Origin of the sequence: Sphingomonas sp. CARO-RG-8B-R24-01, assembly GCF_022662295.1 — a bacterium.
Taxonomy (GTDB): Bacteria; Pseudomonadota; Alphaproteobacteria; order Sphingomonadales; family Sphingomonadaceae; genus Sphingomonas.
Map to the genome: position 1 here is coordinate 740,922 of NZ_JAKNQI010000001.1, position 13,515 is coordinate 754,436.

The window sequence follows — 13,515 nt, forward strand, 5'->3', positions numbered from 1 at the left end:
CCTTAGCCGAGCGTCGCGGTCCGCGCCAAGCGGGCAGCGGCCTCGCCCGAACGAATCGCACCCTCGATCGTCGCGGGCAAGCCGGTCTGCGTCCAGTCCCCCGCGAGGAACAGGTTGCCGAACCGAGTCCGCGTTCCCGGGCGGCGCGCGTCCTGTTCGGGCGTCGCCGCGAACGTCGCGCGCTTTTCCTTGACGATCTGCCACGCGGGCATTTCGGCGGGGCCACCGTGGACCGCGCGGATATCCGACCAGAACGCGCGCGCCAGCGCGGTCCGGTCGCGGTCGACCAGGTGATCCGCCGCGCTGACCGTGATAGAGATGCGGTCGGGAAAGGCGAAGATCCACTCCGCGGTCCCGCCCAGGATGCCGACCATCGTCTGCACGCCGGGCGGCGGGGCGATCGCGAAATGCGCGTTGACGATCGCGCGGAAATCGTCGGGTACGGTCAGCTCGGGGACGAGGTCGGCCGCGACCCAGGGCGGCACCGCGAGGATGATCGCCTCGTCCGGCGCGACCGCTTCCTCACCCCGCCCATAGTCGAGCGCGACGACCCGGTCGCCGTCACACCGCAGCGCGCGCAGGCGTGTCCCCAGCGACAGCGAAGTGCCCTTGCCCGCCAGCCAAGCCAGCGCCGGATCGACAAACGCCGCCGCCAGCGTCGGCTCGGCGATCTGCGGCCGCATTGCGCGCCCGCCGCGCCCCAGCGTTTCGCGGATCACGCGCGATGTCAGCACGGCCGAGCCGCTCGCCGACGCGGTGTTGAGCGCGGCGAGCAACACCGGATCGATCAATTTGTCCCACACCGGCCCGCTCGGATCGACCCGGTCCGCGACGATCTGCCCGGGCTTCCCCCCGGCGAGCCCCGCGAGACGCAGATAGTCGCGCACCGTCGTCCCCGGCACGCGGCGTCCGTCGCGGCAGATCCACCACGGCACCGGCCCGTCGTTGATCCGCACCGACCAGCGCGACCCCGTCGTGATGTCGGCAAAGGCGAAATCGGCATGTTTCGGCCCGCTCAACCGATCGCGCGCGCCGATCGTGTCGAGATAGCGATGGACCGCCTTGTTCCCCGACAGGACGAGGTGATTGCCATTGTCGATCGTCCGCCCGAGCTGCGGGTCGTGATAGCTGCGACACCGCCCGCCCGCCTGCGCCGCGCCGTCGACGAGCGTGGCCGCGATGCCCTCACGCGCGAGCTCGACCGCGGCCGAAAGCCCGGCCATGCCCGCGCCGATGATCCGGACGCGCTTCGGAACCGACTCGCGCTTCAACGGAACAGGCTGAGCCGCAGCACAGTCAGCAGCAAAGCTGGCTTGTTGACCCGGATGCGCGTGCGCGGCGCCCCCCAACCGGCCGCCTCCATCCGCCGCAGCAGGGGCGCATAGACCGCCGCCATCAACCGCGGCGCCAGCAGATGCCCGCGCGGTCTTGCCGCCAGGATCGTCTGGGCCGCCGCGAAATGCTCGTGCGCCTTTGCCGCGAGCATCCGGCAAGCGCCCTCGATCCGCGGGTCCGCCACGAGAATCAGCGGTTCGTCGAGCGGGACCCCCGCCGCCACCAGCGGTTCGCGCGGGAGATAGACCCGGCCGATCGTCGCATCCTCGTCGATGTCGCGGAGGATGTTGGTGAATTGCAGCGCGCGCCCGAGATGATAGGCCAGTTCGATTCCGGGGCGCTCGTCCATCCCGAAGATCTTGACCGACAGCCGCCCGACCGCCGATGCGACCCGGTCGCAATACAGATCGAGCGTATCGAACGCGGGCCAGCGGATGTCGCGCTCGACATCCATCGCCATGCCGTCGATCACCGCGAGGAAATCCACCTTCTCCAGCTTGAAGCGATCGACCGCCGCGACGAGCAGCGCCGCCTGGCCGGGGTCACGCCCGGCATAGAGCGACTCGATGTCCGCCCGCCACGCATCGAGCGCAACCGCGCGGTCTGCCCGGTCGCCGCCCTCGTCGTCCGCAATGTCATCGACTTGCCGGCAGAAGGCATAGACCGCGTACATCGCCTCGCGCTCCGCCTTGGGGAGCACGCGCATGCCCGCATAGAAGGAGCTGCCCGAGACTTGCGCCTGCAACTGGGCGGGGGTGGCCTTTGGGTTCATGCCCGACCCTTAACCATTTGCGTGACCGCCGCCAACGCCGCAAGACCAAGCGCCTCGGGCGCACGGTGGTGAACCCGCTGCGACAGCGGATCCCGCCGTTTCAGCCGCGCGTTCAGGCTGACCGCGAGCCGGTGGATGATCGCGACCTCCGCCGCGAGCCGCCGGTCGCGGATCTGCCGCGCGAACCCGGTCGACTGCGCGAGCAGCGCATCGGTGCGCGTCGCCATCTCGACGATCACCGCGCGGAGCGCCGGCGTCGCCGCAGCGCCACCGAGATCCTCGACGCGCGCGCCATGCTGCGCAAGGATATCGCGCGGCAGATAGACCCGCTGGATCGCGCGATAATCCTTGCCGCAATCCTGGACGTGGTTGATCACCTGAAGCGCCGCGCACAGCGCGTCCGACGCCGCCCAGGTGGCATGATCCTCGCCGTGGACGTCGAGCACGTAGCGCCCGACCGGCATCGCCGAATAGCGGCAATATTCCATCAGCCCGGGCCAGTCGTCATAACGGTCGACCGTGCAATCGCGCGCGAAGGCGACGAGCAGGTCGGTCGCATGTTGCGACGACAGGTCGTGCGCGGTCATCGTCCGCCGCAGCGCCAGCGCGGTCGCCTCCGCGTCGCTGTGCCCGAGGATCGTCGCGCGCATCGTGCCGAGCAGCGCGAGCTTCTCGTTCGCCGACGCCGCCGGATTGTCCGCCACATCGTCCGCCGCGCGCGCGAAATGGTAGAAGGCCATCACCGGCGCGCGGTGCGCTTTCTTGAGCAGCACCGAGGCGACCGGGAAGTTCTCGTCCTTATGCCCCTTGCCCGAGGCGAGTGTCGCTGCGGTCATGACGGCAAGCCTTCTTCATGGCGCGCCGCCTGGACGCGCCCCTTCCACAGTCCGCCGCGGCCGCGACCGTGCTGCCACGCCGACAGCAGGGTACACCCGGCATAAAAGGTCGCGATCGCCGGCAAAGCCGGTCCCCAAAGCGGTGAGCGTCGGTAGAAGCGCAGCATCGGCTGGAACGCCAGCGCCATCAACGCCCAGGCGGCGATCGCGGTCATCCGCGTTTCGCCCTGTCCGAAGATCGCGAGAAGCGGCGGCGCAAGATAGGTGATCGCAAGGCCGATCGTCGTCCCCGCCAGCAATACCGGCGAATAGCTGAGTTGCGCATAGGCCGAGCGCGCAATCATCTGCGCGACCGAGTCCCAGCTGTCATAGCGGCGGATGCTGACGGCGCGGTCGGTCAGGCCTAGCCAGATCGCCCCTTGCGTCTTCATCAGCGCGCCGAACGCGCAATCGTCGATCAGCGCGGAGCGCACCGCCGCGATTCCGCCCGCAGCGTCGAGCGCCGTGCGCTCGACCAGCATCACGCCGCCCGCCGCCGCAGCGCGGCCCGAGGCGCGCCGGTTCACCGCTGCGAAGGGATAGAGCATCTGGAAGAACCACACGAACGCGGGGATCAGCGCGCGTTCGGCCAGGCTCTCGCAGCGCAGCCGCGCCATCAGCGAGACGAGCACCCGCTCCTCCGCGACCGCGCGCGCGACGAGGGTGCGCAGCGTATCGGGCGCGTGCGCGATGTCGGCGTCGGTGAGGAGGAGATAGTCGGGCGCGGTGCCAGCGGCGGCGATTCCTTGCGAGACCGCCCACAATTTGCCAGTCCAGCCGTTCGCCAATGCCGCGCCCGTCAGGACCTGCAACCGGTCGCGACCCGCGGCGCGTGCGATGTCGGCGGTGCCGTCGCTGCTCGAATCATCGACCAGGATGATGCGGAAGTCGCCCGGATAATCCTGCGCAGCGAGACTGCCGATCGACCGCGCGATCACCTCGGCCTCATCGCGTGCGGGCACGATCGCGACGACGTAAGGCCACGGCCCGTCTTCTCCCCTCCCTGCAAGGGAGGGGTCGGGGGTGGGTGGGTATGAAGAGAGCGCATCCGCCGCCACGGGCCAACCCACCCCCGGCCCCTCCCTTCCCGGGAGGGGAGCAAGAGGGGACGCATCGCGCTCGCTGGTCTGCCAGAACCCGTCGCGCGCGAACACCAGCACCAGCCAGATCGCCAGCGACAGCAGCGCAATCCAGAACACGATCATCGCGCACACCCCGATTGCCAGGAGGAGCGTCGCCCTTCTCCTCCCCTCCCTGGAAGGGAGGGGTCGGGGGTGGGTCGGTGTGAAGAGCGCGCAGCCGCCGCCACGGGCCGACCCACCCCCAGCCCCTCCCTTCCAGGGAGGGGAGCCAGGTCCATCGTATCGCGCTCGCGCGTCTGCCAGAACCCGTCACGCGCGAACACGAGCACCAGCCAGATTCGCCCTCCTCCTCCCCTCCCTGGAAGGGAGGGGTCGGGGGTGGGTCGGTGTGAAGAGCGCGCAGCCGCCGCCACCACGGGCCGACCCACCCCCAGCCCCTCCCTTCCAGGGAGGGGAGTGCGTGCAGGTCGGTGCGTGCGCTCAGCAACAATCACGCGAGCATCCCCGCCTGCCGGAACCACGCCACCGCATCTTCCAGCGCCATTCGGTAAGGCCGCGCACGATAGCCGAGCTCGGCTTCCGCTCGCGCGCTCGAATAGTACATGTCGTGCGCCGCCATCCGCAGCGCATCCAGCGTCAGGAACGGTTCCTTCCCCGTCGCCCGTGCGATCTGCTCATTCGCCCAGGCCAGCGGAAACAGCGGGCCGCGCGGAATCTGCACCGTCGGGGCCTTGCGCCCTACTATCGCGGCGACGGTCGCGAGCATCTCGCGCAGCGACACGTCCTGCCCGCCGAGCACGTAGCGTTCGCCGATCACCCCGTGCGTCATCGCCGCGATATGCCCGTCCGCGACGTCGTCGACGTGCACCAGGTTCAGCCCGCTTTCGACGAACGCGGGCATGCGGCCGGACGCCGCTTCGACGATGATCCGCCCGGTCGGCGTCGGCCGCGCATCGCGCGGGCCGATCGGGGTCGACGGGTTGACGATCACCGCGGGCAGCCCGCGTTCGCGCACCATCGCCTCGACCAGCCGCTCGGCGACGACCTTGCTCCGCTTGTACGCGCCGACCGCCTGCTCGGGGGTCGCGGGCCGCGTCTCGTCGGATGGCTTGCCGTGATCGGGGCGCAACGTCGCGACGCTGCTGGTATAGACGATCCGCCCCACCCCGGCGTCGAGCGCGGCCATCATCACGGTCTGCGTGCTCAGCCGGTTGTTGCGGACGATCTCCTCCATGTCCGGCGCCCAGATGCGATAGTCGGCGGCAACGTGGTACAGCGCCCCCACCCCCGCCATCGCCCGCGCCATCGCGCCCGCGTCGCGCGCATCGCCCTCGACCAGTTCTCCGGGGAAATCGGTCAGGTTGGTCCGCGCGCTGCTCGCGCGTGCCAGCCCCCGGACACGCACGCCCGACGCGGCCAGCCGCCGCGCGACCGCCGAGCCGACGAAGCCGGACACTCCGGTAACAAGCGTGATGGGTCGATCGGTCACTCAGCCTCCACTCTGCGCGCGCTGTAGAACGCCCGGCGACAAGCGCAAACACTCTCGCTCAATCCGCGTCAAACAAAGGCCGCCGTGGCCAGAACATGACAGCTTTTTCACACGTACGCGCCTATACCGGTCATTCCGGCGACGCTACGGGAGGGGCATCGTGATCCATATCCTGCATCTTTCAGGGCACGCGCTCGGCTGGCTGGCGATCGTCGTGGCCGCGCTCGGCGTCGTCTATTCATCGGCCGCCGCGATCGTCTTCAAACGCTATTTCGCGAGCGCCACGCCCGCCCCGGTGCGCCACGAGGCGGTCACGCTGCTCAAGCCGCTCTATGGCGACGAGCCACGGCTGTACGACAATCTGGCGAGCTTTCTCACGCAGGAGCATCACGGCCCGGTCCAGCTGCTGTGCGGGATCCAGCGCAAGGACGATCCGGCGATCCAGGTGGTCGCGGCGCTGAAGGCGGCCTATCCCGCCGCCGATATCGACCTGGTGCTCGACGGCACCGTCCACGGTGCGAGCGGCAAGCTTTCCAACCTCATCAACATGGAACCGTTCATCCGTCACGACACCGTCGTGCTGAGCGACAGCGACATCGCGGTCGCGCCCGACTATCTCGCGCAGATCCTGCGCGCGCTCGATGCGCCCGACATCGGACTCGTCACTTGCGTCTATGCCGGGCGCGGCGACACCGGCTTCTGGTCGCACTTCGGCGCGGCGGGGGTCAGCTACCAGTTCATGCTCGGCCTCGTCTTCGGAGTCGCGAACAAGCTGGCAGCACCCTGCATGGGATCGACGATCGCGATGACCCGCGAGACGCTGCGCCGGATCGGCGGGTTCACGCGCTTCGCCGACAAGCTCGCCGACGATTATGCGATGGGCGAAGCGGTCCGCGCGCTAGGGCTCGAGATCGCGGTACCCGCAATGCTGGTCGACCATGCCTTTGACGAAACGAGCTTTGCGGCGCTGTGGCGCCACGAACTCCGCTGGGGCGCGACCGTCCGCGACGTCGCCTTCTGGCCTTACGTCGGCATCATCATCGGCCTGCCGCTTCCGGTCGCGGTCTCGTCGGTGCTGTACTGGCCGACCATCGGGCTGATCCTGTGTGCGCTGGCGGTCGTTGCACGGTTGGTGGTTGTGCGGAACGTGGATGCGACTGTAGGGAGGCGCATCGCTCCGTGGTGGATGGCGCTGGCGCATGATGGCATGAGTTTTGCCCTTTATATCGCGAGCTTCTTCGTCCGATCGGTTGATTGGCGCGGCGCGACCCTTACAATGAAGACTGAAGGCCGCATTGTTGCGGCGCACAAGATTCAGAATGCGGAGCAACGGGCATGATGCGGGCGCTTTTCCTCCAGGCGCCGTCTTTTGACGGTTACGACGGTGGCGCGGGTGCGCGCTACCAGATGAAGCGGGAGGTCAAATCCTTCTGGTATCCGACCTGGCTCGCGCAGCCGGCGGCAATGGTCGAGGGCTCGAAGCTGATCGACGCGCCTGCGCACGACCAGTCGTGGGACGACATCAAGCACGAGTTCGACGATCGCGATCTTGTGATCCTCCACACCTCGACGCCGTCGTTCAACCAGGACATCCGCACCGCCGCGTTGATCAAGCAGCGCAACCCGCGGATCCTGATCGGCTTCGTCGGCGCAAAGGTCGCGGTCGAGCCCGACAAGAGCCTTGCCGCCACCCCCGACGTCGATTTCGTCGCGCGCGAGGAATATGACTTCACGATCCTCGAGATCGCGCAGGGCAAGCCGCTGCGCGAAGTCGACGGCATCACCTGGCGCGATTCGGACGGCGCGTTCATCCGCAACCGTGACCGCGCGATGATCGAGGACATGGACTCGCTGCCGATGGTCTCGCCGGTCTACAAGCGCGACCTGCAGATCGACAAATATTTCGGCGGTTACCTGCTCCACCCGTATGTCAGCTTCTACACCGGCCGCGGCTGCAAGAGCCGGTGCACCTTCTGCCTGTGGCCGCAGACGATCGGCGGGCATACCTACCGCTTCCGCTCGGTCGCCAAGGTGATCGAGGAAGTCGAGTACATCATCCGCGAGATCCCCGAGACCAAGGAGATCTTCTTCGACGACGACACGCTGACCGACAACCATGCGCGCGTCGAGGAACTCGCGATCGCGCTCGGCAAGCTCGGCTTCGGCAAGCCCGGCTTCAAGATGTCGTGGAGCTGCAACGCCAAGGCGAACGTCCCGCGCAAGACGCTCGAAGTGCTCAAGGCCAACGGCCTGCGCCTGCTGCTCGTCGGCTATGAGAGCGGCAACCAGCAGATCCTCCACAATATCAAGAAGGGCCTGCGTACCGACGTCGCGCGCCAGTTCACCAAGGACTGCCACGAGCTCGGCGTGGTGATCCACGGCACCTTCATCCTGGGTCTCCCGGGCGAGACGCTCGAGACGATCGAGGAGACGATCAACTACGCCAAGGAAATCGATCCGCACACGATCCAGGTATCGCTCGCCGCGCCTTATCCCGGCACCTTCCTGTACAAGCAGGCGACCGAGAACGGCTGGTTCGACAATTCGCACGAATTGCTCACCGACGGCGGCAACCAGATCGCGCAGCTCAGCTACCCGCATCTGTCCTCGGCGGTGATCTTCGACAAGGTCGAGGAGTTCTACAAGCGCTTCTACTTCCGCCCGTCGAAGATCTGGGAAATCGTCCGCGAGATGCTGACCGACTGGGACATGATGAAACGCCGCCTGCGCGAAGGCGTCGAGTTCTTCGACTTCCTGCGGCGTCGCAAAGAGGCCGTGTAAAGCAGCGCGTGTAAGGCTGGGGCAATGACGACGCTGGCGCGGATGACGGTCAACGAGCGGCTGGAAGCGATGGGCCGGCTCGAGGAATGGAACAGGGCGGTCGAGGCGCGCGACCTCGACGCCATGGTCCTGCTGTTGCGCCGCGTCGCCGCGCCCGACCCGCGCCGGTTCGCGCAAGGCGTCCTTGCCGACCCCGCGTTTTACGGATTTGCCCCGAAATGAAGACCGCGATCATCACTGCCGACGATTTCGGCGTCTCGCTCGAGGTCAACGCCGCGGTCGAGCAGGCGCACCGCGAGGGGATCCTGACCGTCACCAGCCTGATGGTCACGGGTGCCGCCGCAGAGGACGCCGTAATGCGCGCACGGCGGACCCCGACGCTTGGCATCGGCCTGCACATCGCGCTTGCGGAGACGCCCCCGGCGCTGTCGCCGGCACAGATCCCCGACCTGGTCGACGACGCGGGCCGGTTCCGCATCGAGTCGCTCCCCGTCGCGCTCGCGCTGGTCGGCAAGGCCTCGGTCCGTCGCCAGCTCGAGGCCGAGATCGACGCGCAATTCGCTTTGTTCGAGGCGACCGGCTTGCGGCTCGACCACGTCAATTCGCACAAGCACATGCATCTCCACCCTGTGATCGCCGCGACCGTGCTCAAGGTCGGCAAGCGCCACGGCATGACCACCGTCCGCGCGCCGGTCGAGCCGCGCAATGTGCTGGCAAAGTTCGAAAAGGCGACCGGGCTCCATATCGCCAAGCCGTTCGCGCGCAGCGTCCAGCGCCGGATGCGTGGCGGCGGCATGAAGGTGCCCGACCATACGTTCGGCCTCGCCTGGTCGGGCGCGATGCATACCGAACGGCTGCGCGGCGTGCTGCGGCATCTTCCCGATGGCGTCAGCGAAGTGTATCTTCACCCGGCGACCGGACACTATCCGCTGTCCGCCCCCGGCTATCACTATGAAGCCGAGCTGGCGGCACTGCTGGACCCGGTCGCTCGTGGCATCGTTACCGACACTCACATCCGACTGGCGCGTTTTGCCGATCTGTAAACCGGGAGAGCCCCGATGAATTTCATTCCCAAGTCGATCGCGCCTGCAGGCCCCGCGCCCGGCGTCCGCATCAAGCTCGGCAGCCCCGAACACAAGACGCTGTTCTGCCGCACGATGCTCGACACGCACGATCCCTATCGCCCCGCGCTGATCGACTGGCCGGTGCTCGAACCCGAAACGCGCAACAAGATCGTCTCGCTGCCGATCTGGGACATTGCCGTGGCGACCGAAGGCCGCGCGGGGATGAACGTCAAGACGTACGGCGAGCAGATCCACGATCCGCTGCTGCGCGACGCGATCGACATGAATGCCTATGAGGAAAGCCGCCACAAGATCGTGCTGGCGGACATGGTCACCTTCTACGGCATCGTCCTCCAGCCCGAGGAGGAATACAAACGCCCGCGCGACCCCGAGTTCGCGTTCATGCGGACGGGCTTTTCCGAGTGCATCGACAGCTTCTTCGGCTTCGGCCTGTTCAAGGTCGCCGCCGACACCGGCTTCTTCCCGGAGGAACTGATCGACACGTTCGAGCCGGTGATGCGCGAGGAAGGCCGCCACATCCTGTTCTTCGTCAACTGGGTCGCGTGGCACCGTCGCAACATGCCGCTGTGGCGTCGCCCGTGGTTCGAGCTCAAGGTCTGGGCGGTGTGGATCGCGCTGATCTGGGAACGGATCGACATGGCCAAGGGCATGGGCGAGGACAACACCAAGGCGCAGGAAAACAATTTCACGCTCAACGGCTCGAAGGAGCTCGGCGTCGAGATCGAATTCCCCGAACTGGCGGCGATCTGCCTCGCGGAGAACGACCGGCGCCTGGCAGTCTATGACCCGCGGCTGATCCGACCGAAGTTCGTGCCGGGGATGATCCGGCTGGTGCTGCGCTTCATGGGGAAAAAGCCCGTTCGCGTCTGAGCGTTGCGGCCGATCCAAACGGTCGTTTGCCGCCCCGGATCATCGTCGCAGCGTCGTCGCGAGCCATGCCGCCATGTCATCGAGCGGTTGGGCTGCGACCGGCGGCAGCGTATCGTTCTGCGCCGACGCCACCTCACCCAATGAATGGCCGAGCTTGGGATAAGCGATGAGCTTGACACGCTGACGCACGGTCGGCTGGCGGACAAATGCAATCGCCGCGCCGGGGTCGATCATCGAATCGTCCATGCCTTGAAGGATGAGGATCGGGGCATCGGTCGCCGGAAACGCGTCAGCGACACCTCGCAAGGCGCGCGCGGTCGATGACATGCCAAGCCCGCTGTTCGGCGAGTCAACATACCAGGATGCGATCACGGGATCGGCTTCGGCAAAGGTGACACGTCCGTCGGCATTGCCGTCGAGCAGCGGATTGACCCGCTCACCGGGTCGAAACCCCTTGAACATTCGCACAAAAACGTGCGCGAGATCGCCGCCAGGGCCAGCGTCGGCGCGCGCGATCGCATCGCCGTCCAGTGCGCCGTCGACCGCGAAGCGTTCGAGATACGGCTTTCCGATCCGTAGATATTGCGCCTGCGCGACACGCGCGGGCGACTCGACTACCGGCGCCATCAGGACCAGGCCGCGCACCGAACGGTCGCCTGCGGCAACCGCCATCGCCACCGTCGTCCCCTCGCTCCAGCCGACCAGGCCAAGCGGCAGATCGCGCAGATCGGAACGGCCGCGGACGAAGGCGATCGCAGCACGGCCGTCAGCCGCCAGATCGACGCCGTTCAGCTGATCGAATTTCGCTCGATCGACGGTCGTCGGGCCGGAGACGTAGCGCTTGTTGTAGCGGAAGGAAACGAAGCCGGCGCAGGCAAGACGATCGGCCACCTGCAACATCGGTCGCGAGACGATCGTCCCCCCGACGCCCGCGATGGCGCCGTCCATGTCGGCGACGTCGGAACCGGCGAACAGGATGAGGACCCCACGCGCCGCCACGCCCGCAGGCGGCATTTCGACTTCGGCCGCGCTGCTGAATCCGGGAAGCGGCAACTGCGCTGGTTGACGGCGCGGTGCGCAATCGCTCGCCCGCGCAGCCCCTCCGAGGCCGACCAGCATGGCAATCGCGATGACCCCGTAATATCTGCGCATCCCCCTACCCTTTCCTGCCGTCATTCCGTTCGCGCGGCGTTGCACCGACATGTCTGCCAGCCCCCGGCGCGGTTCGCAATCGGCCCGCTTGCCTTGCGATCGGCGCGGAGCTTGCCGCGGCGGTGTCGCACCGGTGACCGTCGCGGCACCGCTTCGGGCCTTTGTGGCGTAGCGCGAGCCCATCCCCGCCCGATCCCGCGTACGGCATGCGATCCGCGCTTGATTGACTCGCACAAAGCCACAAAGACACGAAGATGATGTGCGCACAGCCCGGCTGGTTCCACCCTGTTCCGATGAAGAATGCCGCTCCCCGGATCCGCGTCCCCAGCGGCACCGCCGCGCTATGAGCCGCTCCGCGCGGATCGGGTTGCTGCTGGCCACGATCGTCGGGCTCGGCGTCGCGGTCGGTACCATCGGCACGGTCGGGCTGCAGCAGGTGCTGCGGGCGATGGCGTCGATCGGCTGGATCGGCATGGCAAGCTTTACCCTGTGGTCGGTCGGCGTGCTCGCGCTCCTCGGCATGGCATGGCTCGCGGTCGCACCGGGCCAGCCGGTCGAACGGCTCGGCTGGTTCGTCTGGGCGCGGACGACGCGCGAGGCGGCGACCGATATCCTGCCCTTCTCGCAACTGGGCGGGCTCGTCGTCGGTGCGCGCACGCTGGCGGCGTTCGGCGTGCCGCAACCGGTGATCTATGCCTCGATGATCGCCGACATGACGACCGAGATGGCGGCGCAGCTGATCTTCACCCTGTGCGGGGTCGGGATGCTGTTGCTGGTGCTGTCCGCGGCGCCGGTCCAGCAAGGGATCGTCCCGCTCGCGCTCGGGGGGCTAGGCGCGATGGTGGCGCTGATGCTGTTGTTCGTCTTCGCGCAGAAGCCGATGCTCCGGCTTGCCGGCTCGCTCGGCGCGCGGATGTTGCCGGGGTCGGTCGCGGCGATGGCGGCGGTCCGCGCGGAACTCGACGCGATCTACCGTGCTCCGCGCCGGGTGATCGCGGCGTTCGTCTTCAACCTCGCGGCGTGGCTGGCGAGTGCGGCGGGGGCGTGGATCGCGCTGCGCTTCATGGGGTCGACGATGCCGCTGTGGGCGGTGCTGACGATCGAGGCGCTGATCTTCACGCTGCGCAGCGTCGCCTTCGCGATTCCCGGCGCCGTAGGCGTGCAGGAGGCGGCCTATGTCCTGATCGGCCCGCTGTTCGGCCTGCCGCCTGCGCATGCGCTCGCGCTGTCGTTGCTCAAGCGGGCGCGGGACGTGATCATCGCGGTGCCCGCGCTGCTCGCGTGGCAGGTCGGCGAAGCGCGGCGGGTGGTTTCGTGAGTGCATCAAATTGACGCGATACGCGCATTTCCGTTCGTGCTGAGCGAAGTCGAAGCCCACGGGCGCGGCGCTTGCCCTTCGACTTCGCTCAGGGCGCACGGGCGGTAAGGGTGCGGGTGCCTATCCCTCCTCGCGCACCGGAGGCAGCGGCTCGTCCCGCAGCATCACCTCAAGTCCCGACAGCAATCCTTGCTGCGATGCCGCCGCCAGCCCCGTCTCGAGCGCACGATACGCCCCCAGCACCTCGCGCCCGAGATCGGTCAAGGACGCACCCCGTCCCTGCCCGCCGCCCGCCACCGTCTCGACCAGTTTCTCGCACCAGCAGCGGTTCATGCTGTCGACCAGCAGCCAGCTGCGGCGATAGCTCATCCCCATGGCGCGGCCCGCAGCCGAGATCGACCCCTCGCGTGCGATCGCCTCGAGCAGGTCGGCCTTGCCCGGCCCCATCGCGAGCTCGTCGCCGCAATAGAGCTGGGCTTTGATCTTGAGCGGACCGACGCGCATTATTTCCCGATCAGGACGTCGCTCGCCTTGACGATGACGGTCACCGTGTCGCCGACCGCAAGCGCGAGGTCGCTGATCGCTTCGTTGGTGATGCTCGACGTGACGATCGTACCATTGCCGATGTCGACATGGACCGACCCGTTGACGGCACCCGCGTGCACCGCGGTGACCGTGCCCGAGATCTGGTTGCGTGCGCTGATCTTCATCGAAACACTCTCCTTTGCTGCCGCTCTATCACCGCGTGGGCGCGAG

14 protein-coding genes are annotated in these 13,515 nt (G+C 67.7%); 6 read left to right on the top strand and 8 right to left on the bottom strand.

The features are described from left to right. Positions 1-2 precede the first annotated feature (2 nt). The 5 genes from hpnE to hpnA all read right to left on the bottom strand — a co-directional run bounded on the left by hpnE (position 3) and on the right by hpnA (position 5,553). Positions 3-1,271 (bottom strand): hydroxysqualene dehydroxylase HpnE, encoded by a 1,269-nt coding sequence (gene hpnE, locus L8G49_RS03575; protein ID WP_277923022.1) that lies wholly within the window; start codon positions 1,269-1,271, stop codon positions 3-5. After that, the gene (gene hpnD, locus L8G49_RS03580) at positions 1,268-2,107 is read right to left on the bottom strand and encodes a presqualene diphosphate synthase HpnD (RefSeq protein WP_242182485.1); all 840 of its coding nucleotides are present in this window, start codon (positions 2,105-2,107) and stop codon (positions 1,268-1,270) included. Before hpnD ends, hpnE begins: the two co-directional genes overlap by 4 nt. Beyond that, positions 2,104-2,943 (bottom strand): squalene synthase HpnC, encoded by an 840-nt coding sequence (gene hpnC, locus L8G49_RS03585; protein WP_242182488.1) that lies wholly within the window; start codon positions 2,941-2,943, stop codon positions 2,104-2,106. Before hpnC ends, hpnD begins: the two co-directional genes overlap by 4 nt. Then, entirely contained in the window at positions 2,940-4,187 is a 1,248-nt protein-coding gene (locus tag L8G49_RS03590; protein WP_242182490.1) for a glycosyltransferase, read from the bottom strand. Before L8G49_RS03590 ends, hpnC begins: the two co-directional genes overlap by 4 nt. A 367-nt stretch (positions 4,188-4,554) precedes the next feature. Next, positions 4,555-5,553: a hopanoid-associated sugar epimerase gene (hpnA, locus tag L8G49_RS03595; RefSeq protein ID WP_242182492.1), complete on the bottom strand. Its 999-nt coding sequence runs from the start codon at positions 5,551-5,553 to the stop codon at positions 4,555-4,557. A 160-nt stretch (positions 5,554-5,713) separates the two neighbouring features. Here hpnA and hpnI point away from each other — a divergent pair, with 160 nt between their 5' ends. Genes hpnI through L8G49_RS03620 form a run of 5 tightly spaced genes read left to right on the top strand, consistent with a single transcriptional unit; the run spans position 5,714 to position 10,289 of the window. Beyond that, on the top strand, positions 5,714-6,892 hold the full coding sequence (gene hpnI, locus L8G49_RS03600) for a bacteriohopanetetrol glucosamine biosynthesis glycosyltransferase HpnI (RefSeq protein WP_242182494.1): 1,179 nt from the start codon (positions 5,714-5,716) through the stop codon (positions 6,890-6,892). Next, positions 6,889-8,334 carry a hopanoid biosynthesis associated radical SAM protein HpnJ gene (hpnJ, locus tag L8G49_RS03605; protein WP_242182496.1) on the top strand — a complete coding sequence of 482 codons (1,446 nt, stop codon included), beginning with the start codon at positions 6,889-6,891 and terminating at the stop codon, positions 8,332-8,334. Before hpnI ends, hpnJ begins: the two co-directional genes overlap by 4 nt. A 24-nt stretch (positions 8,335-8,358) precedes the next feature. After that, complete coding sequence (locus tag L8G49_RS03610; RefSeq protein ID WP_242182498.1) at positions 8,359-8,556, top strand: hypothetical protein; 198 nt, start codon at positions 8,359-8,361, stop codon at positions 8,554-8,556. Beyond that, positions 8,553-9,377: a hopanoid biosynthesis-associated protein HpnK gene (hpnK, locus tag L8G49_RS03615; RefSeq protein WP_242182500.1), complete on the top strand. Its 825-nt coding sequence runs from the start codon at positions 8,553-8,555 to the stop codon at positions 9,375-9,377. Before L8G49_RS03610 ends, hpnK begins: the two co-directional genes overlap by 4 nt. 15 nt (positions 9,378-9,392) lie before the next feature. After that, positions 9,393-10,289, top strand: a complete 897-nt coding sequence (locus tag L8G49_RS03620) for a ferritin-like domain-containing protein (protein ID WP_242182502.1) — start codon at positions 9,393-9,395, stop codon at positions 10,287-10,289. Between the two features lie 39 nt (positions 10,290-10,328). On the opposite strand, the gene L8G49_RS03625 is transcribed toward L8G49_RS03620, so the two are convergent. Next, the gene (locus L8G49_RS03625) at positions 10,329-11,441 is read right to left on the bottom strand and encodes an alpha/beta hydrolase (protein ID WP_242182504.1); all 1,113 of its coding nucleotides are present in this window, start codon (positions 11,439-11,441) and stop codon (positions 10,329-10,331) included. Positions 11,442-11,784: 343 nt separating this feature from the next. Here L8G49_RS03625 and L8G49_RS03630 point away from each other — a divergent pair, with 343 nt between their 5' ends. Beyond that, entirely contained in the window at positions 11,785-12,759 is a 975-nt protein-coding gene (locus L8G49_RS03630; RefSeq protein WP_242182506.1) for a lysylphosphatidylglycerol synthase domain-containing protein, read from the top strand. Between the two features lie 120 nt (positions 12,760-12,879). On the opposite strand, the gene L8G49_RS03635 is transcribed toward L8G49_RS03630, so the two are convergent. Together L8G49_RS03635 and L8G49_RS03640 are read right to left on the bottom strand one after the other, a co-directional pair. After that, the gene (locus L8G49_RS03635; RefSeq protein WP_242137657.1) at positions 12,880-13,263 is read right to left on the bottom strand and encodes a LysR family transcriptional regulator; all 384 of its coding nucleotides are present in this window, start codon (positions 13,261-13,263) and stop codon (positions 12,880-12,882) included. Beyond that, positions 13,263-13,469, bottom strand: coding sequence for a TOBE domain-containing protein (locus L8G49_RS03640; protein WP_242137658.1), 207 nt, complete (start codon positions 13,467-13,469; stop codon positions 13,263-13,265). The genes L8G49_RS03635 and L8G49_RS03640 overlap by 1 nt, the downstream gene beginning before the upstream one ends. Positions 13,470-13,515 lie beyond the last annotated feature (46 nt).

Coding starts and splice junctions, on each gene's coding strand:
- L8G49_RS03590 (WP_242182490.1), bottom strand. CDS start 4,187: ATGATCGTGTTCTGGATTGCGCTGCTGTCGCTGGCGATCTGGCTGGTG.
- L8G49_RS03630 (WP_242182506.1), top strand. CDS start 11,785: ATGAGCCGCTCCGCGCGGATCGGGTTGCTGCTGGCCACGATCGTCGGG.
- hpnD (WP_242182485.1), bottom strand. CDS start 2,107: ATGAACCCAAAGGCCACCCCCGCCCAGTTGCAGGCGCAAGTCTCGGGC.
- L8G49_RS03635 (WP_242137657.1), bottom strand. CDS start 13,263: ATGCGCGTCGGTCCGCTCAAGATCAAAGCCCAGCTCTATTGCGGCGAC.
- hpnJ (WP_242182496.1), top strand. CDS start 6,889: ATGATGCGGGCGCTTTTCCTCCAGGCGCCGTCTTTTGACGGTTACGAC.
- L8G49_RS03610 (WP_242182498.1), top strand. CDS start 8,359: ATGACGACGCTGGCGCGGATGACGGTCAACGAGCGGCTGGAAGCGATG.
- L8G49_RS03640 (WP_242137658.1), bottom strand. CDS start 13,469: ATGAAGATCAGCGCACGCAACCAGATCTCGGGCACGGTCACCGCGGTG.
- L8G49_RS03620 (WP_242182502.1), top strand. CDS start 9,393: ATGAATTTCATTCCCAAGTCGATCGCGCCTGCAGGCCCCGCGCCCGGC.
- hpnK (WP_242182500.1), top strand. CDS start 8,553: ATGAAGACCGCGATCATCACTGCCGACGATTTCGGCGTCTCGCTCGAG.
- hpnC (WP_242182488.1), bottom strand. CDS start 2,943: ATGACCGCAGCGACACTCGCCTCGGGCAAGGGGCATAAGGACGAGAAC.
- L8G49_RS03625 (WP_242182504.1), bottom strand. CDS start 11,441: ATGCGCAGATATTACGGGGTCATCGCGATTGCCATGCTGGTCGGCCTC.